General features: G+C 69.7%; 21 protein-coding genes. 3 read left to right on the top strand and 18 right to left on the bottom strand.

Going from position 1 to position 21,867, the window contains the following annotated elements; genetic code table 11:
- The first annotated feature begins 33 nt into the window (after nt 1–33).
- The gene (gene ftsZ / locus KMW22_RS02625; RefSeq protein ID WP_221088546.1) at nt 34–1,098 is read left to right on the top strand and encodes a cell division protein FtsZ; all 1,065 of its coding nucleotides are present in this window, start codon (nt 34–36) and stop codon (nt 1,096–1,098) included.
- Between the two features lie 451 nt (nt 1,099–1,549).
- On the opposite strand, the gene cpdB is transcribed toward ftsZ, so the two are convergent.
- From cpdB to KMW22_RS02585, 8 genes are all read right to left on the bottom strand, one after another.
- Entirely contained in the window at nt 1,550–3,424 is a 1,875-nt protein-coding gene (gene cpdB / locus KMW22_RS02620) for a 2',3'-cyclic-nucleotide 2'-phosphodiesterase (RefSeq protein WP_235692524.1), read from the bottom strand.
- A gap of 70 nt (nt 3,425–3,494) precedes the next feature.
- Complete coding sequence (locus tag KMW22_RS02615; RefSeq protein WP_221088435.1) at nt 3,495–4,139, bottom strand: DUF5639 domain-containing protein; 645 nt, start codon at nt 4,137–4,139, stop codon at nt 3,495–3,497.
- Between the two features lie 156 nt (nt 4,140–4,295).
- Nucleotides 4,296–5,696 (bottom strand): FAD-binding oxidoreductase, encoded by a 1,401-nt coding sequence (locus KMW22_RS02610; protein WP_407928418.1) that lies wholly within the window; start codon nt 5,694–5,696, stop codon nt 4,296–4,298.
- 14 nt (nt 5,697–5,710) lie between these two features.
- Complete coding sequence (glcF, locus tag KMW22_RS02605; RefSeq protein WP_221088434.1) at nt 5,711–6,988, bottom strand: glycolate oxidase subunit GlcF; 1,278 nt, start codon at nt 6,986–6,988, stop codon at nt 5,711–5,713.
- A 192-nt stretch (nt 6,989–7,180) separates the two neighbouring features.
- Nucleotides 7,181–7,747 carry a hypothetical protein gene (locus tag KMW22_RS02600; RefSeq protein ID WP_221088433.1) on the bottom strand — a complete coding sequence of 189 codons (567 nt, stop codon included), beginning with the start codon at nt 7,745–7,747 and terminating at the stop codon, nt 7,181–7,183.
- 4 nt (nt 7,748–7,751) lie between these two features.
- Nucleotides 7,752–8,141 (bottom strand): hypothetical protein, encoded by a 390-nt coding sequence (locus KMW22_RS02595; RefSeq protein ID WP_221088432.1) that lies wholly within the window; start codon nt 8,139–8,141, stop codon nt 7,752–7,754.
- A 233-nt stretch (nt 8,142–8,374) separates the two neighbouring features.
- Nucleotides 8,375–9,679 carry an ATP-grasp domain-containing protein gene (locus KMW22_RS02590; RefSeq protein WP_221088431.1) on the bottom strand — a complete coding sequence of 435 codons (1,305 nt, stop codon included), beginning with the start codon at nt 9,677–9,679 and terminating at the stop codon, nt 8,375–8,377.
- Nucleotides 9,680–9,842: 163 nt separating this feature from the next.
- Complete coding sequence (locus KMW22_RS02585; RefSeq protein ID WP_221088430.1) at nt 9,843–11,003, bottom strand: MFS transporter; 1,161 nt, start codon at nt 11,001–11,003, stop codon at nt 9,843–9,845.
- A gap of 145 nt (nt 11,004–11,148) precedes the next feature.
- Between KMW22_RS02585 and KMW22_RS02580 the strand changes: the two genes are divergently transcribed.
- Nucleotides 11,149–11,655, top strand: a complete 507-nt coding sequence (locus tag KMW22_RS02580) for a hypothetical protein (protein ID WP_221088429.1) — start codon at nt 11,149–11,151, stop codon at nt 11,653–11,655.
- Nucleotides 11,656–11,788: 133 nt separating this feature from the next.
- Here the strand turns inward: KMW22_RS02580 and KMW22_RS02575 are convergent, their stop codons facing one another.
- The 8 genes from KMW22_RS02575 to trpC form a co-directional block, all read right to left on the bottom strand.
- On the bottom strand, nt 11,789–12,328 hold the full coding sequence (locus KMW22_RS02575; RefSeq protein ID WP_221088428.1) for an isoprenylcysteine carboxylmethyltransferase family protein: 540 nt from the start codon (nt 12,326–12,328) through the stop codon (nt 11,789–11,791).
- On the bottom strand, nt 12,325–13,275 hold the full coding sequence (gene meaB / locus KMW22_RS02570) for a methylmalonyl Co-A mutase-associated GTPase MeaB (protein WP_221088427.1): 951 nt from the start codon (nt 13,273–13,275) through the stop codon (nt 12,325–12,327). The genes KMW22_RS02575 and meaB overlap by 4 nt, the downstream gene beginning before the upstream one ends.
- Before the next feature lie 78 nt (nt 13,276–13,353).
- Entirely contained in the window at nt 13,354–14,793 is a 1,440-nt protein-coding gene (locus KMW22_RS02565; RefSeq protein WP_235692427.1) for a nitronate monooxygenase, read from the bottom strand.
- A 231-nt stretch (nt 14,794–15,024) separates the two neighbouring features.
- Entirely contained in the window at nt 15,025–15,747 is a 723-nt protein-coding gene (locus tag KMW22_RS02560) for a histidine phosphatase family protein (RefSeq protein ID WP_221088426.1), read from the bottom strand.
- Complete coding sequence (gene purM, locus KMW22_RS02555; RefSeq protein WP_221088425.1) at nt 15,744–16,799, bottom strand: phosphoribosylformylglycinamidine cyclo-ligase; 1,056 nt, start codon at nt 16,797–16,799, stop codon at nt 15,744–15,746. The genes KMW22_RS02560 and purM overlap by 4 nt, the downstream gene beginning before the upstream one ends.
- 426 nt (nt 16,800–17,225) lie before the next feature.
- Complete coding sequence (locus KMW22_RS02550; RefSeq protein ID WP_221088424.1) at nt 17,226–17,942, bottom strand: TVP38/TMEM64 family protein; 717 nt, start codon at nt 17,940–17,942, stop codon at nt 17,226–17,228.
- A gap of 165 nt (nt 17,943–18,107) precedes the next feature.
- Entirely contained in the window at nt 18,108–18,902 is a 795-nt protein-coding gene (locus tag KMW22_RS02545) for an MBL fold metallo-hydrolase (protein WP_221088423.1), read from the bottom strand.
- Nucleotide 18,903: 1 nt separating this feature from the next.
- Complete coding sequence (gene trpC / locus KMW22_RS02540) at nt 18,904–19,704, bottom strand: indole-3-glycerol phosphate synthase TrpC (RefSeq protein ID WP_221088422.1); 801 nt, start codon at nt 19,702–19,704, stop codon at nt 18,904–18,906.
- A gap of 46 nt (nt 19,705–19,750) precedes the next feature.
- Between trpC and hpt the strand changes: the two genes are divergently transcribed.
- On the top strand, nt 19,751–20,278 hold the full coding sequence (gene hpt / locus KMW22_RS02535; RefSeq protein ID WP_221088421.1) for a hypoxanthine phosphoribosyltransferase: 528 nt from the start codon (nt 19,751–19,753) through the stop codon (nt 20,276–20,278).
- Here hpt and KMW22_RS02530 read toward each other — a convergent pair.
- Both KMW22_RS02530 and KMW22_RS02525 read right to left on the bottom strand, forming a co-directional pair.
- Nucleotides 20,262–20,687, bottom strand: a complete 426-nt coding sequence (locus KMW22_RS02530; protein ID WP_221088420.1) for a hypothetical protein — start codon at nt 20,685–20,687, stop codon at nt 20,262–20,264. The genes hpt and KMW22_RS02530 overlap by 17 nt on opposite strands.
- Nucleotides 20,684–21,766 carry an endonuclease/exonuclease/phosphatase family protein gene (locus KMW22_RS02525; protein ID WP_221088419.1) on the bottom strand — a complete coding sequence of 361 codons (1,083 nt, stop codon included), beginning with the start codon at nt 21,764–21,766 and terminating at the stop codon, nt 20,684–20,686. Before KMW22_RS02525 ends, KMW22_RS02530 begins: the two co-directional genes overlap by 4 nt.
- Nucleotides 21,767–21,867 lie beyond the last annotated feature (101 nt).

The following is a 21,867-nucleotide window of genomic DNA, read 5'->3' as shown; positions in this document are numbered from 1 at the left end:
CCCGCGCGCGGGTCAGGAACGTAAGGAGACATGATGCAAGCGGCCAGAATTCGCGTGATTGGCTTGGGCGGCGCCGGCAACAACGCCGTGAACCGCATGATTGAATCGGGACTGGAAGGCGTGGAGTTCATCGCCGGAAACACGGACGCGCAGGTGCTGGCCAAAAGCCACGCCGAGATCCGCATTCAGCTGGGTGACCGCCTGACCCGTGGCCTGGGTGCCGGCGCCGACCCCGAAGTGGGCGAAAAGGCCGCGCTGGAAGACCGCGAGCGCATCAAGGAATACCTTGAAGGCACCGACATGCTGTTCATCACGGCCGGCATGGGCGGCGGCACCGGCACCGGCAGCGCGCCCGTGGTGGCCGAGATTGCCCGCGAGATGGGCATTCTGACCGTGGCGATTGTCACGCGCCCTTTCAAGTTTGAAGGCCCCAAGCGCCTGCGCGTGGCCGAAGAGGGCATCGGCAAGCTGGCCGACCGTGTGGACGGCATGATCGTGGTGAACAACGAGAAGCTGCTCACCGCCGTGGACAAGAAGGTCTCCTTCCGCGAAGCCTTCCTGATTGCCGACCGCGTCCTGTACTACGGCGTTAAGGGCATCAGCGACGTGATCAACGTGGAAGGCATGATCAACCTGGACTTCGCCGACGTGCGCAACCTGCTGGCGAACTCTGGCACGGTGCTCATGGGTATCGGGGCCGGGCGCGGCGAGAAGGTGGCCGAAGAAGCCGCCATGAGCGCCATTCACTCGCCGCTGCTGGAGCGCGGCATTGAAGGCGCGCGCCGCATTCTGGTGAACGTGACCGGCAGCTACGACCTGTCCATGACCGACGCCAACGAGATCGTTGAGAAGATCCGCGAGGCCACCGGCTTCGAGGAACCCGACATTCTGTTCGGCATTACGCCCGACGAGGCGGCCGGCGACGAGGTGCGCGTGACCGTGATTGCCACCGGCTTTAACGACATGCCCGTGACGGTGGCGGGCGGCCTGCGCTCCAGCGTGATTGACACGATGGTCAAGCCCGTGCGCGGCGGCACCGCCTACGATCCCAAGGACTACGACATCCCCGCGTTCCTGCGCAATATTGACCGCGACTGAAGGAAGGCACGAAAGGCACCTCTGCGGGGGTGCTTTTCTGTTGGCTCTGAGCCATGAGCTATGGGCCATGAGGAAAAAAAGGAATTGAGCGGGGATCAGGAGTGGGATTGAGGGGTTGGAGCGCGGGCCTCAATTCCACGTCTGCCGATGTTGTTCGCCGGTGTTCGCTCCGGGGCGACGGACGGTTCGCCTCTGGAGCGATTGACAGAAGACCCCCCTCACCCCTCGCTGCGCGGGGGCCCTCTCTGCGGCGCAACTCTTCGAGTCCCACGAGAGGAAAGGGTCGAGACTCAACATCTTCTTGATGGCAACGGCTCTAGGGTCGCGCTGGTGTTCGCCAAACGACAGCTTCTCCTCCGGCCCTGCTCTGCCCCACAGCTCATGGCCCAGAGCCCACAGCCAAAAAGAGGCACCGCAACGTCACCGCCGGGTGCCTCTCCCTGTGGCCTGCTTAGAACTTAATGGTGTATTCCGCGAAGCCGTCCTCGCGGGTGCGCAGAAGCTGGGCACCGGCGGGCAGGTACTTCTGGGCGTTGGGGCTGCTGACATACAGCAGGGTGGCGCCGGGGATGGGGGTCAGTTTCCAGTTGCCGTCGGCGGTGGGGTTCACCGTCTTCTGCTCGTTGAAGTACTTCACCAGGGCCTCGCGGGTTTCGTCCGGCGCCTGCAGCACGATGTTCTTGCCGTTCAGGCCGGGGAAGGAACCGCCGCCTGACGCGCGGTAGTTGTTCGTGGCGACCACGAACTGCTGCTGCGGATCAATGGGCTTGCCCTGGTACTGCAGATTCTTAATGCGATTGGCGCCCGCGTTCACCACTTCGCCCTTGCTGTTGTAGCGGTTGGGCTGGGTCACGTCGATTTCGTAGGTCACGCCGTCAATCACGTCGAAGTTGTAGGTGGGGAAGGACTCGTCCACCAGCGCCTGGGGCTCGGTCTTGCTGGGGTCAATCTGCTTGAACTGCCCGGCACTCCGCTCCAGCCACTCCTTGAGCCCCGCGCCCGTGACCACCACAGCCTGCACCGTGTTGGGGTAGACGTACAGGTCGGCCACGTTCTTGATGGCCAGGGTGCCCGCCGGAATGTCCGTGAAGTAGCTGGCACCCGCGCGGCCCCCAGCCTTGAAGGGCGCGGCGGCCGAAAGCACCGGCAGGTCCTTGTACTGGGTGGTGCTCAGCGCGGCCTTCACGTAGGCGATCTGGGCGTTGCTGACCAGCTGCACACTGGGGTCATCCTGCACCAGCGCCCAGTAGGAGTTGATGGGGGCCGTCAGGTCGGCCACCTTGCCGCGCACGTAGCCCAGGGTGCCCTGGTGTGCGCCCTCCACCGCCGCCGCCACCGCCGTATCCGCCGTCACGAGGTTCTTCTTGGCCGCCTTGTCCCAGATGGGGCGAATGGCGCCCTGGGCGTCGGCAATGGTCCACTTCTGGCTCTTGCGGTCAAAGGTCAGTTTGAGGTCGGCCACACCCAGGTTGTTGCCCCAGAACCCGGGCATCAGCACGACCTTGCCGTTGATGGTGCCCTTGGCAAGGTTCACGCCAGGCACGTCCTTGTAGGTGGCGCTGGGGAATTCCAGGTGGCTGTGCCCGGTGAGCACCACGTCCAGCCCAGGCACCTTGGTCAGCTCGGCGCCCGCCTGCTCCTGGCCGGGGGTGTAGGTGCCGGTGTTGATGCCGGTGTGCGCCAGCGCCACGATGATGTCGGCGCCCTGGGCCTTCATCTGAGGCACGAACTTGCGCGCGCTTTCCACGATGTCCATCACCTGCACCTTGCCGTCCAGGTGAGCCTTGTCCCAGTTGACGATCTGGGGCGGGGTGAACCCGATGACGCCCACGTTGAGGTAGTAGGGCCGGTTCTGGGTGTCGTACACCAGCTTGCGCTGGATGACGTACGGGGTGTACTTGTTGCTGCCGTCCATGTTCAGGACGTTGGCGTTCACGTAGGGCATGGGCGCGCTTTTGAGCACGCGGTCCAGGTAGTCCAGCCCGTAGTTGAACTCGTGGTTGCCCAGCGTGGCGGCGTCAAAGCGCAGGCCGCGCATGGCCTGGTGCATGGGGTGCAGTTCGCCGTCCTTGATGGGCGCCACGCGCGCGGCGTAGTCCCCCAGGGGGTTGCCCTGAATCAGGTCGCCGTTGTCGAACAGAAGGCTGTTGCGCTTTTCGGCGCGGGCGTTCTTGATCAGGGTGGCGGTGTATTCCAGGCCGAATTCGCCCGTGGGCTTGTCCTGGTAGTAGTCGTACCCCTTGGCTGCCGTGTGCAGGTCGGTGGTTTCCAGAATGCGAAGCTCGACAGTCTGGGCACCGGCTGCGCCGAGCAGCAGGGCCGTCATCAGGGGAATGTGTTTAAGCACGCCCCACAGAATACTGGACCTCGCCCATTCAGAGTGGAATCTGCGCCGGTTACAGCTGCGCGGCCAGCGTGCGGAACAGGGCGGGCGGGGCGGGCACCTCTCCCCCATTCACCCAGCCAAAACGGACGTCGCGCAGCGGGCCGCCCTCGCCCACGCCCAGGCCACCCGGGAACAGCGCGGTGTAATCGGGGGGAACAGCAACCGGCACCGCACCCGGCAGGGCCAGCGCCGCCTGCACCTCGGCCCGGTGGCCAAAGTGCAGGGCGTGGGTGCCGTCCGGTGCCTGCCAGGAGAAGCGCGCGGCGCTCACCAGGGGCCCCGCATACACCACATGCCCCCAGTGCACCCCCGGGCGCAGGCGCAGCGTCACGTCCAGCGGCTCGCCCAGCAGGCCAAACGACCCCACAAACGGCCGGGTGAGGTCATACCCCTGCACGTTCTTGACCGTGCGCCCCCCGGCCCGCACCACCCGCCCACTGGGCGCGCGAAAGGTCACGCCCAGCACGTCCCCGGCAAAGAAAAAGGTCTGCCCGAAGCCCCCACGCTGCACCAGCCCGCCCACCCCGCCCGGCAGGCCCACAGGCGGAAACGGCGGAAACAGCCCGGCTGGCAGCGCCGCATAGACCTCGGGCAGCGAGGTGTCCCCGCTGACCGTGATCGTCTGGTCCCCCGGCGAGAGGTCAAGAACAGGCATGGAACGCCTCCGGCGTGGGGATGGTTGATGGGTGATGGTTGATGGAAAAGGATGCTGACTGCACGAACAGGCTTTGACGCCTGAATCTCAGGGCGGAGCCGGTAGCCCCATCGCCCCACCCCCGACGCTTCACCATCTTCCTTCGACCATCACCCCTCACCCCTTCACCTCTTCCGGCAGCACCTTGCCTGGATTCAGCAGCCCGGCCGGGTCCAGCGCACCCTTGACCGACCACAGGGCGCCCAGGGTCACGGGATCCACGGCGTCGCGCATGAAATCGCGTTTCATGGTGCCGATGCCGTGCTCGCCGCTGAGAACGCCGCCGTGCCGCAGCGCCACCAGGGCGATGCGGTGGGCGAGGTCATGCACCGCGTGTGGGTCGTCATGGCGGGGGTCAAAGAGGATGTTGGGGTGCAGGTTGCCATCGCCAATGTGGCCAAACTGCACCACCGTGAAGGCGCTGGCGTCGCCCAGGGCGCGGATTTCGCGCACCACTTCGGGCAGGGCGGAGCGGGGCACGGCGATGTCCTCATTCATGCGCTGCGGGCGAATGCGGCCCAGGGCGGGGCTGACGCTGCGCCGCGCCTGCCACAGTGCGGCGGCCTCGGCGTCGGTCCCGGCGCGGCGCACGGTGCCGCCCGCCGCCACGCAGGCCGCTTCCACCAGGGCGCGCTCCTCTTCCACGGTGGGCAGGTCGTCGCCGTCGGTGTCCACGAGCAGCACGGCCTCGGCGCCCCGGGGCAGGCCCAGGCTCAGGTAGTCCTCGACGGCGTTCGTGCAGGCGCGGTCCATGAATTCCAGCTTGCTGGGCACAGCGCCCGCCGCAATCGCCTGACTCACCGCCTCGGCACACGCCCCCACCTCCGGGAAATGGGCCATCAGGGTGCGGGTCACGCGCGGGGGCGGCACGAGGCGCAGCGTGGCCTCGGTCATCAGGCCCAGGGTGCCCTCGGAGCCAATGAACAGGCCGGCCAGATCGTAGGCGTCGCGGGTCAGTTCGTGAACCTCGCCGGCCGCGTCCACCACCTGCAGCGCCCGCACGTAATCGCCGGTCACGCCGTACTTGAAGCACATGGGGCCGCCCGCATTCTCCGCCAGATTGCCCCCGATGGTGCTGGTGCGGAAGGAGGCCGGGTCGGGTGGGTAAATCAGGCCGTGGGGGCGCGCGGCCTCGCTGACCGCCAGCGTGACCACGCCTGCCTGCGCGCGGGCCTCGCGCCGGGCGGGGTCTATGCGCAGCCCGGTCATGCGGGTAAACGAGATCACCAGTCCCGGTTCCAACGGCGCCGCGCCCCCCGAAAGCCCGCTGGCCGCGCCGCGCCCCACCACCGGCACCCCGGCCGCCCGCGCCGCCTGCACCGCCGCCACCACATCGGCCGTGGTCTCGGGCAGCACCACCGCCAGCGGCGTTTCCCCGAACTGAATGGCGTCGTAGCGGTAATTGCGCCGCTCGGCGAGGGTGGTGAGCACCTGGTGGGAGGGCAGGCGGCGCAGGAGGTCCGTGGCGAGTGGGGAGTGGGGAGGAGGACCGGAGGCCTGTCTTTTCCCACTTCCCACTCCCCACTTCCCACTCACAATTCCCCCCGGTACGCCCGGTCCAGCACTTCCACCGTGTGCATCACCGGTGCCCGGCTGCCTGCCCGGCGCACATGGCTCTGAATCTGGGTGTGGCAGCCAATGTTGCCGCTGGCGATCAGGTCCGGCGCCGTGGACAGGATGTTCTTCGCTTTGCGCGCGCCCAGCTGGCTGGCCAGTTCGGGCTGTTCCAGGTTATAAGTGCCCGCCGAGCCGCAGCACAGGTCACCTTCGGGAACCTCCTGCACGGTGACCCCCGGAATGAAGCGCAGCAGGGCGCGGGGCGCGGCGCGCACCCCCTGGGCGTGGGCTAGGTGACAGGCGTCGTGGTAAGCCACCGTGATGGGGCGCGAAGCAGGCAGGGGCGGCTCCAGTTCACCCGCTTGCAGCAGCCGGTGCAGATACTCGCTGATGTCCATGACCTTGGCGGCAAAAGCGCTGGCCCGCGCTTCATCGTGTTCGCCGCGCAGCACCATCGGGTATTCCTTGAGGCCCGCCCCGCAGCCCGCTGCGTTGGAGAGGATGGCGTCGTAGTCGCCCGGGTGAAAGGTGGCGAGGTTGCGGCGCACCAGGGTCAGGGCCTCGTCCCGCGCGCCGGTGTGCAGGGCGGCGGCGCCGCAGCAGCCCTGGCCCTCTGGCACCACCACCTCAATGCCGTTGCGGGCCAGCACCCGCAGGGTCGCCGCGTTGAAGTTAGGGGTCAGGGCCTGCTGGGCGCAGCCCACCAAAAAGGCCACCCGGCCGCGCTGCACGCCCCGGGCCGGGGTCACGGCGGGGCTGGGCTGCATGGCGGGCACCGTTTCGGGCAGCAGGTCCAGCGGCGCGCGCAGGGCGGCGGGCAGCAGCGGCGCCAGGGGCTTGGTGTACTGCCCCACCCGGGCCGCCACACTGAACACCTTCGGGGCCGGCAGAATCTTCAGAATGGCCGACCGCTTGGCCCGGTCCAGCGGTGAGCGGGCCCGCTGGGGCTCCGACCAGCCGCGAAACGCCGTGATCAGTTCGCCGTAGGGCACGCCACTGGGGCAGGCGGTCACGCAGCCCTGGCAGCCCAGGCAGCGGTCCAGGTGCGGCGCGGCGTCGGCCAGGGGCAGCGCGCCCTCCAGCACCTCTTTCATCAGCACAATGCGGCCACGGGGGCTGTCCATCTCGTCGCCCAGCAGCGCGTAGGTGGGGCAGGCGGGCAGGCAGAAGCCGCAGTGCACGCAGGCGTCCACAGCGTGCGCCATCACCTCGCCCTGGCCCCCGGGCACCGCCCCCCGGATCTCGTTGTTCACACAGCCCCCGTCATGCGCCACAGGATAGGCGGGCCGCGTGAAGGGAAGGCCAGGGCGGCTAGGTGAGCCAGGAAGCTCATCTGGAGACAGCCTCACTTCCGCCAGCGCGCGCTCACAGCAGCGGCCCGTTTCACCCTGAAGCCAGACAGTAGCCTCACCTCACGTCCACGCCACCCTTTCTGGGGCCCGCTGTCAGTGGGCCTCGGCCAACCCAGGCGGCCCATGCAGCCAGACCTGTACGCGCTGCGCCGTCTGTTCCGGCGTCAGGCCCGTGGTGTCCAGCGTCTGCCCCGGCCACGTTGTCTGGGGAGCCGCCTGCCACTGGGGCCAGCGCATCTCCTCCCAGGCATCGTCGGTCAGGACCTGGGGTTCCCAGTCGGCCAGAACCTGATGCGCCCGCAACCACGCCGCCCAGTTCAGCATGTCCTGGGTGGCGTGCCCGTCCCCGCGCGCCCGCAGGCGACGCACCCGTTCGGGGTCGGCCACGTCCAGCAGCAGATGATGAACGGCACTCAGGTGCTGGGCCCCAGGGGCCGCCAGCACTTCACCCCGTGGGCAGGGCCCCAGCAGGCCCAGGGGCCGGGGACTGTGCAGGGCCGTCTGAATCCAGCCTTCGGTGAGTTGCTGGCGCTCCCGCTTGCCGCCGCCCACCCAGCGTTCATCGAAGTCATGCCAGCGAATGTCGGGCTGCACCGCCTTCAGCCAGGGCAGCAACGTGCTTTTCCCCGAACCAGAGGCGCCCGCAAGCACAATCAACATACCCTCACCCTAGAGGGCGTTTCTTCCCCTGACCATCAGCGTTCTGGCCCAGTGGGCGCGTCACCCAGATCAGGCCGGTCAGCAGTGGGGCCGTGACGCCCACTGCGAGGCCCCAGGTCAAGAGCCCCATGCTCAGGTGATCCCAGCACTGCGCCGTCAGATCCACCTTTGCGCACCAGCCGAAATGGGTGTCCCAGAGGGTGCTCAGAAGCGCTGTCAGCGCGTAGGGCAAGAACAGGCAGCCCGCAACCCGGATCAGATCCAGGGCCAGGAGCCCCCCACGCTGCGGCCCGGTGAATCTGGGCAGGTGGCGGGTTGAAGGAATCAAGCGGTACAGCACCAGTGGGCCGCCCAGGGCAAGCAGGAGAAAGCCAAGTTCGGCAAAGGTGGGCACCCTGGCACCGTACCGGCCTGCCCCTGGGCCCGGCATCCACCTTTGGGCGCAGCCGATGAAGCCGTCATCCGGGCTGCCGTCCATTGCCGGATCATCCAGAAACGAACGGGCTGTTCCCCGCCCCCGGCGCTGTTTCAGCCCCATGCCCGGCAATCCGTCTCTTTTCCCTCTCTGCCCCGCCGCTCTGTGGGTCCCTCCGGTCAGAAAAATTCCGGAATTGTTCAAACGTCATGTCAGCAGGGCGGCAGAGCCACTTCTGCCGGGCCAAACACCAAACCCTCCTGCACCCGCGCCAGGGCTGCCCCCATGGCCCGCGCCAGCGCAGGACCGTCCGGGGCACCCATGACCACATGCCCGGCCGCGTCCCCACTGAAGCCCCGCGCCCAGCCCGCCTCGCCGGGAGCAATGTTCAGCTGGGCCGACTGCACCCCCGGCAGCTCCGTGAAGTCCGGCACCTGCAGGCACATGCCCTCCTGCGGCGGGAAGAGCAGCCAGCCGCACAGCTGCGCCGGTTCCAGGGTCTGAAGCTGGGCCTGTGCGGTGGCCTCGTCCACCATCCCGGCCTGCAGGCGGCACTGCCACTCGTTCAGGTTCGGGCCGCCCGCCCGGTGCAGCGTGTCATTGATGCGGCCCCCGCCGGTGCGGCAGGCGATCTCGCACAGGGACAAAGAGCCGTCCTCGTGCACAAAAATTTCGGCATGGAAGGTGTGGCCGCTGGGCAGGTTCAGCGCCGCGCACACCGCCCGCGCGTACGTTTGCAGCGGCCCGAACAGCGGGTCCTGGCGGCTCAGCATGAAGCTGCCCACCACCTGCGTCTGGGCGAAGGCGCCGATCTCCAGCCCCGGCGTGAGGTACTGGCTGGGCCAGCTCCAGGCCACCTGGGCGCCAACCGCGATGCCGTCCACGTGGTACAGCCGCCCCGGGTGAAAGGTTTCGACGCACAGGTCTGAGACGTATTCGGCGTAGGGCACACGCGGGGCAAAACCGCTTTCCAGAAAGGCCGTCAGGGCAGCCGGGTCCGCGATCTGGCGCCCAAAGACCGAGCCCGAACTGGTCCGGGGCTTTACGAAGACGGGCAGGCCATGCACGGCCACGAAATCCAGCAGGTCCAGCGGGCCGTTCAGGGCGGCGCCCGCGTGGGCCGGCACCCCCGCCGCCTGCACCTGGGCGCGGGCCAGCACCTTGTCGCGGAAGGACGCGGCGCTGGCCACCCCCTGCCCCGGCAGGCCCCAGCGTTCGCGCAGGCGGGCGGCCCGCAGCACATCGTCCTCGCCAAAGGCCAGGATGTGGGTCACGGGGCGCGTGCGGTGCAGGGCGTCCAGATCGGCATACACGTTGCCGTTGTTCAGGTAGTTGGGGTAGGCGCGCACAAAGCCGTAGGCCGGGTCAGCCGCCAGGGCCGTCAGGTCTTCGGCCGTCACGCTGTCTCCGTCCAGCACCAGGCTCAGCGCGCCGGGAGGCAGCCCGGGCAGCCACGCTGGAAAGGCAAATTCGGTGGGATCGTGCAGGGTCAGCAGCAGGATGTGGGGGTGGGGCATGGGTTCCTTTCGCCGGGGCTGGGCTGGTGGGCGTGGGCCCAGGCGACCCGGGCCGCCCGCGCAGCATAGGGGACGGACGCCCGCCCAGAGACCGCACATGGGGCTGGGCCTAGTCTCACCCTGTCGCCTCTGGCCGCTGTTGCCGCCCCTAAAGGACGCCGCTCTACTTCAGTTCGGCCCGGGGTGGCTCGGGCAGGCGCGCCGCAATCAGGGCGCTGGGCAGCAGCAGGGCGAGGCTGGCCAGCGCCGCCGTGACGGGGCTGGTCACATCGGCCAGAGCCCCCACCAAGAACAGCAGCAGCCCCGCAAAGCCCCAGGAAAAGCCCATCATGATCGAACTGGCCACCGCCACATGCCCCGGCGCGTATTCCTGGGCGGCCACCACGCCCACCGGAATGCTGGCGTTCACAGCGGCCCCCACCACGAAGGTCAAAGGATAAAACCACCAGTCGCCTGGACTGGACAGAATGAGGCCCGCAAACAGGGGAATGGTGGTGAGAATGGCGCCGCGCAGCACCGGCACCCGCCCGTGACGGTCACTCAGGCGCCCGCCGATGATGCCGCCCACCGCGCTGGCCACGGAATAGACCCCCAGCGTCAGGCCCACCTCGCGCGGACCGTAGCCCCGGCCCAGCAGGATGAAGGGCAGCATGGCGTTGTAGCCCATGCTGGCCAGTGAGCGCAGCACCGCCATGCCCCACAACCACGCTAGCGGTCCCCGGAAAATACCGGCGTATTCCACCAGCGACACGCGCCGAGCTTTTTGCACCCCCGCCGGGGTGACGGCAAAGGTCAGGGCCGCCACCGCCGCGCCGATCAGGGCGAACCAGGGCAGATGCGTGAGGCCCACCCCCGCAAAGACCGGCCCCAGCGCCATGCCGGCCGTGCCCCCGGCGCTGAACAGGCTGGCCCACAGACCCCGTTTGTCGGGCGGGCTGTGCTGGGCGACATAGGCGGCCCCGGCCGGGTGGAAAAACCCGCTGCCAAAGCCCGCCACCGCCACCAGCAGCACCAGCGCGCCAAACCAGGGCATGAAGCCCATCAGGGTCAGGCCCAGGCCGGTGAGCAGCGGGCCCAACGCAGCGGCGTAGCGGCGGTCCAGGCGCTCGCCCAGAATGCCCAGCAGGGGCTGCAGCACCGAACTGGTCAGCGAGTACACGCTGGACAGAAAGGTCACGGCGGCGATACTCACGCCGTACTTGGCCTGCAGGGCCGGGGTCAGCGGGGTCAGCATGGCGCCGTAGGCATCGTTGATGAAGTGCCCGGCAGTGACCGCCAGCGCAATGGCAGTGGCGTGGCCGGTGGTGGCGAGGCGGGCCTGCATGGCGGCCAGGGTACGCCTGTTGTCTGGGGCCTGTCCGGTCTGCCGGGCCAGCCCCTCTCCTTGCTGGCCGTCTTCAGACACCCGTCAGGTGAACTGTCACAGGAATGTGACAGTTGTGCAAGACAGGGCGCCTTAAGCTCGGGCCATGCCCGCCGTGTTCCGTGACGCCATCGCCAGTGCCCTGCCCAGCGTGGACGGGGTGCGTGCCCGGCTGCTGGACCTGCCCGGCGTGGCGGTGCAGGCCCTGGCGGAGTATTTCAGCGCCCGCCTGCCCGAGGTGGACGTGCTGGTGGCCCTGCCCGGCGCCGAGGCCCTGGCGGCGGCCACCGCCTCGCTGCGCGGCACGTATCTGGCGCCCTTTGACCCGGTGCTGGGCCTGCACGACCTGCCGGACATGCGCGACGTGCGTGGCCGCCCCAGCGCCGCCCTGCTGACTCCCGAACTCACCGACGGCTCGGCGGAACTGCAGGCCCTGCTGCACGCCGAGCACCTGGGCTGGCGGGTACAGGCCCTGGCGGCGGCCGTGGAGCGCACCAATGGCCTGGGCCGGGCCCGGCTGGAGTTTCAGGGCGTGCCCCTGCTGGTGCCGGTGCTGCTGGCCGATACCCCCGGCGGGCTGGTGTTCGAGCGCCGCATTCCGCAGCCGGAGTAATTGAGCGGCAGTCTATGTGGGGTCCGGCGAGGGCCCCCTTTTGCTGTGCCCGGCCCGCCTAAACCGCAGCCACACCGACTGGGGCACCGTGGATCAGTGAGCGGGATGTCCGGCGAGGGTTCTCTCTCCAGGCTCACTCTCTGCCCTGGGTGTCCGGCTTTCCCTGGGCGTACGCCCGGAGCGCCGCTTCCTCGGCGGGAATGCGCAGGCCCAGCAGCAAGGCGGCGTTCAGCAGGGTAAAAGCCAGGGCGGTGCGCCACGCGCCCACCGCCAGCGGGGCCGCCGCCAGCTCCAGGGCCACCACCGCGTAGTTGGGGTGCTTCAGGTAGCGAAAGGGCCCGCCCGTGACCCGCTGCCCCCCCGGCACAATCAGGATGCGGGTGTTCCAGTAGCGCCCCAGGGTGCGAATGACCCAGTAGCGCAGCGGCTGGGCCAGCAGCAGCAGCCCCAGGGCCGGCCAGCTGACGCGCGCGCCCGCACGGCGGCCCTCCAGCAACGTGCCCAGCAGCCAGGCCGGGTGCAGCACAAAAAACAGGGGGTAATGCGCCTGCCCGTACTCCACGGCGCCCCGCTCGCGTGCCCAGCGTTCGTTGGCGCGGGCCACCCGCAGTTCCAGCAGGCGTTGCGCGCCCAGGGCGCCCACCAGCAGCGGCGCGGCCAAGCGGGCCTTCACCGGGCCCCCAGCAGGTCATCGGCGGCCTGATCGGCGTCCAGTTCGCCCTGGGCCACCCGCTGGTACAGGTCGCGGCCCTGGGCGCGGGCGCGGCGCAGCAGGCGTTCTTGCACCAGCGTGCGCACCTCGTATTCGGCGCGGGCCTCGCGGCGGGCCAGCAGCCCGGCTTCCCCCAGGTGGGCGCGGTGGGCCTCTACGGCGGCAATCACGGCGTCTATTCCCTCGCCCTTGGCGGCCATAGTCTTGCGAATGGGCGCAAACCACGTGTGTTCGTCGTGGGCGCCCAGGCCCTGCGCGGCCATCAGCTCGCGCACGGTGCGGTCGGCGCCGGGCAGGTCGGCCTTGTTCACGGCAATCACATCGGCGATTTCCATGATGCCCGCCTTGAAGGCCTGCACGCCGTCGCCGCCCGCCGGGGTCAGCACCAGCAGGGTGTGGTCGCAGGCAGCGGCGATGTCCACCTCGCTCTGGCCCACGCCCACGGTTTCCAGAATCACCCAGTCGAAACCCGCCCCTTCCATCAGGGCCAGCACGCCCGGGGTGCGCTCCGAGAGGCCGCCCAGCGCGCCCCGGCTGGCCAGCGAGCGCACGAACACCCCGGGGTCGGCGTGGTGACGCAGCATGCGAATGCGGTCGCCCAGAATCGCCCCGCCGCTGTAGGGGCTGCTGGGGTCCACCGCCAGCACCGCCACCCGCTGCCCCCGGGCACGCAGGGCGGCAATCAGGGCGTCCACCAGGGTGCTTTTGCCGCTGCCAGGGCTGCCAGTCACGCCCAGTACCACGGCGCGCTCACCCCGCGCGGCCCGCTGCCGGGCGGCGCGCAGCAGCGGCCGGGCGCCGTCCAGTCCCGCCTCAGCCAGGGTGACGGCGCGGGCCAGGGCGCGCAGGTCCCCGGCGCGGTAGCGCTCCAGCAGCGGGCCCGTGGGCGGGGCAGAAGGAGCGCTCACGGGCGCCCCCAGTCAGGGAACGGAGGGTGAGGGTGCATGTCGGGCCTCACCCTAGCGCACCGGCCGGGCCGCGCCCCCTCAGGCGCCCAGCACGCGCAGTACGTCTGCCGCGCGGTACCCGGGGACCCAGTCTTGCAGTGCACCTATGTCGTCGCCGCTGGTCAGTAGCCCCGGCTCGGGCTGGGCGCCGCGCTGCACCTGGGCGTAGCCGGCGTCGGCCAGCAGGGCGTTGCACAGGCACTTACGGCCCTGGGTGCTGGCCGCCTCGCCGCCCTTGGCCACGTAGGCCGCCACCGGCTCAGCGGGGCAGCGCCAGCCCACGCCGCCCTGCTCGGTGCGGTAGGCCTCGCGCAGGTACCCCAGATCGCACACCCGGGTGCGGGCGGCGTAGACCTCGGGCTGGGCCAGGGTGCCGGGCAGCGCCACCACCTTGAAGGGAAAGCCGGTGGGCGAGGCCTGCGGGTCGGTGAACACCGCCAGCGGTCCCTGAGCGGCGCGCGCCAGCACGTCTGCCTTCAGGTCGGGGCGCAGGCCAGATTCCTGGGCAAAGGCAAAGAGGGTGCCCACCTGAATGCCTGCCGCCCCGGCGGCCAGCGCCGCCTGCAGCCCTGCGGCCGTGCCGTAGCCCCCCGCCAGCCAGAAGGGCAGCCCCAGCGCGCGCATGGCGCCCAGGTCGGCGGCGTCGCGCTCGCCGTAGACCGGCTGGCCCTGGCCGTCCAGGGTCAGGGGGCCGCGCGGCGGCGCGTTATGCCCGCCCGCCGAGGGCCCCTCCACGATGAAGCCCTGCACCGCTCCACTGGCCTTTTTCGCCAGCACCCCCGCCAGCACGTGCGAAGACACCACCGGGTAAAACCTGGGCCGCGCCAGGGGCACGCGGGGCAGCCCGAAATCGGCCGGATCAAAGGTGAGGGGCAGGGCCTCGCCGCCTCTGACGTCCAGCCGCAGCGTGGCCGGCTGCCCGGCGGCCAGGGCGTCCAGAATGCCCGGGATGTCGCGGGGAATCCCGGCGCCCATGATCACGGTGTCCACCCCCGCCAGCAGGGCGCCGTACAGAGCAGGCAGGGTGTGCAGTTGCAGCTTGGTCAGCAGGTTCAGGCCCACCGGCTGCACGTGCCCCTCGCGGGCCAGGGCCACCTCGGCGTAGGCGCCCAGCAGGGTCATCTCCCAGGCGTCGCGGTAGCGGCCAGCCGACGGCAGCGGCAGGCGGGCGTAGGGTTCGCCGGGCGCCCGGCCCCCTGGGCGGAAAAACCGCTGCAGGCACGCCTGCACCAGCACAGGATTGGGAAAGGTGGCCAGCACGCGGCGCAGGTGCCCGCCGGGGTCGCCGTCCTGCAGGCGGCGCAGCAGCACCGTGTCAATGCCGGTGCCGGACACCACGCCCAGCCCGCCCTGCTGCGACACGGTGCGGGCCAGCTGCCAGTCGGACACGGCGATGCCCATGCCGCCCTGAATGATGCGGGGCAGGGGCACGGAAACAGGAAGCGCGGAAGCAGCGGCGGGGGCAGACAGGGTGGTCATGGTCGTTCCTTTCGCTGCGGGCCGGTTCAGTGGGTGCAGCGGCCCACCCGCCCACCCCACGCCGCAGCGCACGCCCCCAGCCTGCGCGCGGCCCACGGGGGGTCCCCACAACCTGGGACGCCATGCAGGATTGAACCGCATCCCAAAGGTGGGCAAATTCCAAAGGGGCAAACGGGCGGCGCCGTGGCCTGCCCCCGTGCCAGGGAGAGACCACGGCGCGGCCGACTGAACTTAGGGCGCCTGGCCCAGCACGTCGTCGGCTTCGGTGGCTTCCAGCAGGTTTTCCAGGTGGGCGTCGTCGTTGAAACCCAGCAGCATGCCGCTGCCCTCGCCCAGCAGCACCCGGGTAATAGAGGTGTTGGACACGCTCAGGCGGGCCCAGGCATTGGCGGGCACGCCGCCCAGGGCCAGCCCCACCGCCACGCGCACCACGCCGCCGTGCGTAAAGACCAGCACCCGCCCGCCGGGGTGGCTGGCGCGCAGCGCCCCAAAGGCCGCGCCGCTGCGGGCGTACAGGTCCTCCATGCTCTCGCCGCCGGGGCGCCGGGTGCTCCAGGGTTCGGTAGAGAGGGCCTGCAGGTAGGATGGGTAGCGCGCGCGAATCTCGGTGATCACCAGCCCCGACAGTTCGCCCACGTCAATTTCGCGCAGCCCTGGGTGCGTCTGCGGCGCCGGGGCCCCCTGCAATCGCTCGGCCACGATCTCGGCGGTGCGCGAGGCCCGCTGCAGGTCGCTGGTGTACACCGCGTCGAAGGTCTGGCCGGTCAGGCGCTCGGCGAGGCTGGCGGCCTGCAGAATGCCAATGTGGCTCAGGGGCACGTCCGCCTGCCCCTGATAGCGGCCATCGGCATTCCAGGTGCTCTCGCCGTGGCGCACCACCCAGAACTCGGTGGCGCTGGCGCGGTCAGGGGCCGCAAACCCGGTGGGGGCCAGTTTGGCCGGACGCTGGGTCAAGACGCGCCCCGGAAACTCACGCCCTGGCCCGGCACCATCTCGCCCAGCACCCAGGGCTGCTCGCCCGCCGCGCGCAGGGTGTCCAGCGCCGCCGCCTCCTCGGCCGCCGGCACGATGAACAGAAAGCCCACGCCCATGTTCAGGGCCCGGAAGGCTTCCTCGCGCGCCACCTGCGCCCGGGCCACGATCAGTTCAAAGACCGGCGGCACCGTCCACGAGTCCAGGTCCACCTGCATGCCAATCCCCTGGGGAAAGACGCGCGGCGGGTTGTCCACCAGCCCGCCCCCGGTAATGTGTGCCATGCCGCGCACGTCCACCCCCGCCCCCTGCAGGGCGCCATAAGCGTGCAGGTAGGCGCGGTGCGGCACCGGCAGCACCTGGGCCAGCGTCTGGCCGCCCAGGTCGGCACGGGCCTCCTGCCAGTCCAGGTCGTCCAGCGCCATGCGGGCCAGGGAAAAGCCGTTGGTGTGCAGCCCCGCGCTGGGCAGGGCCACCACGCGGTCCCCGGCCTGAATGCGGCGGCCATTCACCAGCGCTGGGCGGTCCACCACGCCCACGATGGTGCCCACGATGTCCAGCTCGCCTTCCACGTACACGCCAGGCATCTCGGCGGTTTCGCCGCCCAGCAGGGCCACGCCCAGCGCCTCGCAGGCCTGGGCGGCGCCGGTCACAACTTCGGCCACGCGCTCGGGGAGCAGCTTGCCCATGGCCACGTAGTCCAGAAAAAACAGCGGCCGCGCGCCCTGCACCAGAATGTCGTTCACGCAGTGGTTCACGATGTCGGCGCCCAGGCCGGCAAACTGCCCGGTGCGTACCGCCACCTTGGTCTTGGTGCCCACGCCGTCGGTGCTCGCCACCAGCACGGGGTCTTCCATATGCCCAAAGGCGGCGCGGAACAGGCCGCCAAAGCCGCCCAGGCCGCCCAGCACCTGGGGCGTGTGGGTGCGGGCCACCGCCCCCTTCATCAGTTCCACTGCGCGGTGCCCGGCATCAATACTGACCCCCGAGCGCTCGTAAGCCGAGGCGGGCGCGCCTGTCGTGTTCCCTGTCATGAGCCTCCTGCCGTGCCTCGGTGAGCCGCGACACGTTCTGCCGCCCAGTCTACCAGGGGCGCCCAGCCGGGGCGAAGGACGTGTCCGGGGAGAGACGTGGTGTCCCAGGTCCCCCGCGTGAGAGGGGCGGCCTGTGCCAGTCTGGGGAGTGGTGCCCTCTTGGTTCCGATGTCATAAGGCTTCCAGTTCACCAATTTTGGATGAACCGTTGAACCCAACCAGACGGACTCGCAGAGCTGCGCAGCAGAGAAAGGAAAAGGAGGACGCAGGGGTGTAGAAGCACCGAAGCGGAGGGGCTGGAACGGATGATTCAACATCCGTATGAGACGGCCAGCCACGCACCAGAATCAGCTTTCTCAAGTGTGGTGAGCCTCTTCCTGCGCAGGCCTGATCCGCGAGGCCCGGAGCCGATTCAGTGCCTGTCCCCTATTCGCGACCCGGGCCCTCATCCCGGCGCCCAGCCCCCGCGCGGCGCGACAGCCACCAGCGCACCAGGGCCACGGCCCCCACCACTGCCGAGAGCAGCCCCAGGCCCCACATCAGCCGCTGACCGCTGCCGCTGAGCCACACCACCAGGGCCGTGACGGGCAGCGCCCCAGCAGCGGTCGCCAGCATGAAGGGCCGGAACCCCATGCGGGCGGCCCCCGCCACCAGATTCATCACGTCGGCCGAGAGCACCGGCATCAGGCGCACCATCAGCACGCCCTGCACGCCGTGGCGCTCGGCAAAGGCGTGGGCGGCCAGCCGCGCCCGCTCCCCTGCCAGGGTGCGCACCAGGGTATCGCCCACCAGGCGCCCCAGGCCGTAGCCGGCCGCCGCGCCCAGCAGCGTGCCCACGTACACGATCACAAAGCCTTCTACCGGGCCATAGGCGCGCGCGGTCACGGCCGTCATGACCAGGGCGGGCAGCACCGGCAGCACCGCCTGCAGCACGAAGCCCGCGATCAGGGCCAGCGGCCCCGCCCACCCCAGCCCCGACACAAAGGCGTGTGTCACCTGCGGGTCACTGCTGGTCAGCGCGGCGTAGCCCCGGCCCAGGAAGGCGCGCACCTCTGGCTGCAGCGCCACCACGATCAGCAGCAGCGCCGCGCCCCCCAGGATCAACCAGCGCAGGTAGCGGGGAGGGTGGGCAGCGGCCGTCATCGAAGGGACAGTGTAGAGCCCCCTTCGGTGAATTTCGTCCTCAAAAAGTGAAGCGGTTGCGGGAGAGCAGGCAAGCCCGTGCAGCAAGGGACAGCCGACGGTCACGGAGCGTGGCACACAGGGCCGTCTGACCCCGGGCCAGAGTGGGCTGCGATCAGAGCGTGCTCAAGGCAGCGGCAGACACAGGCCGTCGTGGGCGTAACGCCAGCCAACTGGCAGCAGGGCCGTGCCGCGCACATCCACCCCATGCGACAGGTGGCTGAGCACCACCCGCCGCGCCGAACGCGCCCACGGAAGGGCCAGGCCCTCGCGCACGTCGTACACGCTGCGGCTGGCGTGGGGCTGGCCAGATTCGTCAGCAAAGGACGTGCCCAGGACCAGCAGGTCCAGGTTCACCAACCAGCGGGCAGCCACCTCGTCTGGCACGTCTATGGCGTCCGTCACCACGGCGGCGGCCCAGCCGCGGCCGTCCAGCCGGAAAGCGTGGCTCTGGCCGTTGGCACCGTGGGGCACTGCAAAGGCGCGTATCTGGACACCGCCCAGCATGACGCCCTCCTCCGGCCACACCTGCACGGGCGAGCGCACCCGAAAGGCGTAGCCAAAGCGCTCGCGCAGCGCGGGAATCACGCTGGCCGGGGCATATACGGGCAAGGTGCCGCCCGCGTAGCGCACGTAGTCCAGCAGGTCGCCCAGGCCCAGCACATGGTCGTTGTGGGCGTGCGACAGCAGCACCATGTCCGGCACCAGGGGGCGGTCCAGGCCGGCCAGCGCCGCGTGCGTGTCGGGTCCAGCGTCCAGCAGCGCCGTCTGCGGCCCCACACGCAGCAGGGTCGCGGTGCGGCGGCGGCGGTTGATGCCGGTCTGGCGGGCTTCGGTACACACTGCACAGGCGCACCAGAAGCGCGGCACGCCTTTGCTGTCGCCGGTGCCCAGCAGGGTCAGGGTGACCGGGGCCGTCACCTCAGGACAGCGCCATCAGGTCACGGGCGGCGCGTTCCAGGTCGCCGCTGCCCGCAAGGCTGGTGCCCACCAGCACGGCGTCCGCCAGGCCGCGCACAGCCTGCAGGTCGGCCGGGGTGCGGTAGCCGCTTTCGGCCACCAGCACGCCGTCAAACCCGGCCTCGCGGGCGCGGCGAATCAGGCGGGGACTGACCCCCAGATCAATGTGCAGGGTGGTGAGATCGCGGTTGTTCACGCCGATGATGCGGGCGCCGGTGGCCAGGGCCAGATCCAGTTCGCGTTCGTCGTGGACCTCCACCAGGGCGTCCAGGCCCAGGCTATGGGCCATGGCCAGGAACTCGCCCGTGGCCTCGCCCAGCACACTCACCATCAACAGCGCGGCCGAGGCCCCCCAGTCAGCCGCCTCGCGCAGCATGGCCGGGTGCACCACGAAGTCCTTGCGCAGCGCGGGCAGCGCAACCCGGTCCACCACGTCACGGAGCGCCTGGGCGTCGCCGCCGAAATGCCGGGGCTCCGTCAGCACACTGATGGCCGCCGCACCCCCGGCTTCGTAGGCCCGCGCCGCCTGCGCCGGGTCCAGCGGCGCAATGGCGCCCTGGCTGGGGCTGGCCCGCTTGACCTCGGCAATCAGGGCCAGCCCGGGGCCACGCAGGGCGGACTCAAAGCGCCGGGCAGCCGGGCGGACCTCACCCAGCGCCGGGTCTGCCTCCCGGTAATCGGCCACCCGCTCAGCCACAATGCGTCCCAGCACCCCCGGCACCCGGGAAAAGTCCAGTTCTACCCCCACGCCCCCCCCTGTCATGCGGGCGAGGATAGCGCGGCGCGGCCCCGTGTTAGCCTGAACAGGTATGACTCTCGCCCCCGGCAACGGCCCCGTTCAGATCACGCAGGAGCAGCTTCAGGCGCGCATTCAGGAAATCGCGGCCCGAATCCGCGAGGACTACCGTGGCCTGGAACCGCACCTGATCTGCGTGCTTAACGGCGCCTTTATGTTCCACACCGATCTGGTGCGTGCCCTGAACATGCCCTGCACCATTGATTTCCTGCAGGCCAGCTCTTACGGCAACGCCAAGCAGTCCAGCGGCGAGGTGCGGATTGTCAAGGACCTGCAGTTTCCCATCAGTGACCGCCACGTGATCCTGGTGGAAGACATTGTGGACACCGGCATCACCATGAACTACCTGCTGCACTACCTTGAAGGGCGCGGCCCCAAGAGCCTCAAGATCGCCGCGCTGCTCAGCAAACCCAGCCGCCGCAAGGTGGAAATCCCCGTGGAGTACCTGGGCTTTACCATTCCCGACGCCTTTGTGTACGGCTATGGCCTGGACCGCGCGCAGTTTGACCGGAATCTGCCATTTATCACCAGCCAGGAGTAAGCACCGGATCCACCTCTTCCGCCCCCGACCACCAGTTCACAGTGCCTGCCACGGTCCGCAGGCATGAGGACAGGTGGTCGGGCATTTCGTCCTGCCACCAGACCAGTCGCAGCACGGCGCTTACGCTGCCCACACCGTCCACCGCTGATCGCGCGGCGTGGGCCTTGAACTGCGCCTGAGCCTGCACACTGGGCAACGCCTCCAGCCGGACCTGCTCGGGCGACAGCTGAGCTGGCGGGCCCGGTGTGATCGTGGGTGCCAGCACCAGATGCGCGTTCTGGGCGGCCTGCTCCAGAATCCAGGTGTTCAGCTGGGTGCAGACCCTACCCTCGACCAGACCGGCATACGTGTATCTCAGGTCAAGGTGATCCAGCCACGCCTCTACTCCGTCCCAGAATCTGACCTTCATGGCAGCGCCACCGTCGTCAGCATCGCAAAGTGATCGCTGATCTTGGGCTGGTCCTGGCGAATCCGGTCATCCGTGTGCCGCAGGCCCGGGGCGTAGAAGAAGTAGTCAATGGTGCGGTCGGGGCGGCCCACGGCCGGGTCGTTGGGGAAGTGGGTGAAATAGCGGGCGTCTCCGCTGTCAATCTGCGCCTCGTTGGGAAATGAGTCGTACGCGGCCATCAGGGGCTCAAGTTCAGTCGCTGGATTGAAGTAGGCGCGCTCCCGCTCGCGCAGACGTGTATACGCCCCCGCCGTGCCCAGCAGGTTGAAGTCGCCCCCGATCAGCCAGGGGCCGGGGGTGGCCCGCAGCAGCTCATGGAGAGCGCCCACCTGCCGCTGCATGGTGTCGCAGCCCTGAGCAAAGGCGTCCATGTGCGTCTGGTAGGCCGTGAGGGGCCGCCCACCCTGCACAGGCAGGGTGACGCCCAGTACGGCGCGCTTGAAGTTGAACGCCACCGTCAGCGGATCGCCACAGATGCGCGGCAGGGCGTAGCGGGTGGCGGTGTCCAGACGGTAACGGCTGAGGGTCACCAGACTCAGGCCCACCTTGCCCATGATCTTCGGGTGCGGCACGAACGCCGCGCGGTGGTAAGAGGCGCTGGCAGCGCAGGGGTACGCCCCACCCAGGCGCGCCTGCAGCTGCGCCAGCTGGTCGGCGTAATCCGTGCGCTTGCTGTCGCGGTCCACCTCTTGCAGCAGGATCAGGTCGGGGTTTTCTGCCTGGATCACGGCCGTGACCTCGTCCAGCGTGCGGGCCAGACTTGCGGGGGCAGGGCGGGTGTCGGGGCCGTCGCCAGCCAGGGTGTCGTAGAAGAACACATACCCGCGTCCGGCGAGGTACTGCACGTTCCAGCTCAGGACCTTCACGGGTTGCCCGGCCTGCAGGGTCGGCGTGCCCGCCGGGCAGGCCAGTTCGGCAGCCTGCACCGGGCGGGGATGATCGGTCAGGGCATAGACCAGGCCCGCCAGTGCCCCGGTCAGCAGCAGCAAGCCCAGAAACGCGCGCACAAGGGGGCGCGCCCGGCGAGAAGAGGGTCGCATGTGAAGGGCAGTGTAACGAAGGCACAGGGAACCGTCGCGGGCGCGGCGCTCACGGCTGGGCAGAAGGCGCGGCCACGCGGCGGCCCACCCACTGCGCCGGG

The sequence above is a fragment of the Deinococcus aquaedulcis genome (assembly GCF_019693445.1).
In the GTDB taxonomy this organism is placed as follows: domain Bacteria; phylum Deinococcota; class Deinococci; order Deinococcales; family Deinococcaceae; genus Deinococcus; species Deinococcus aquaedulcis.
Note: the sequence above shows the minus strand (reverse complement) of the source record. Positions and strands in the feature narration are given on the sequence as shown.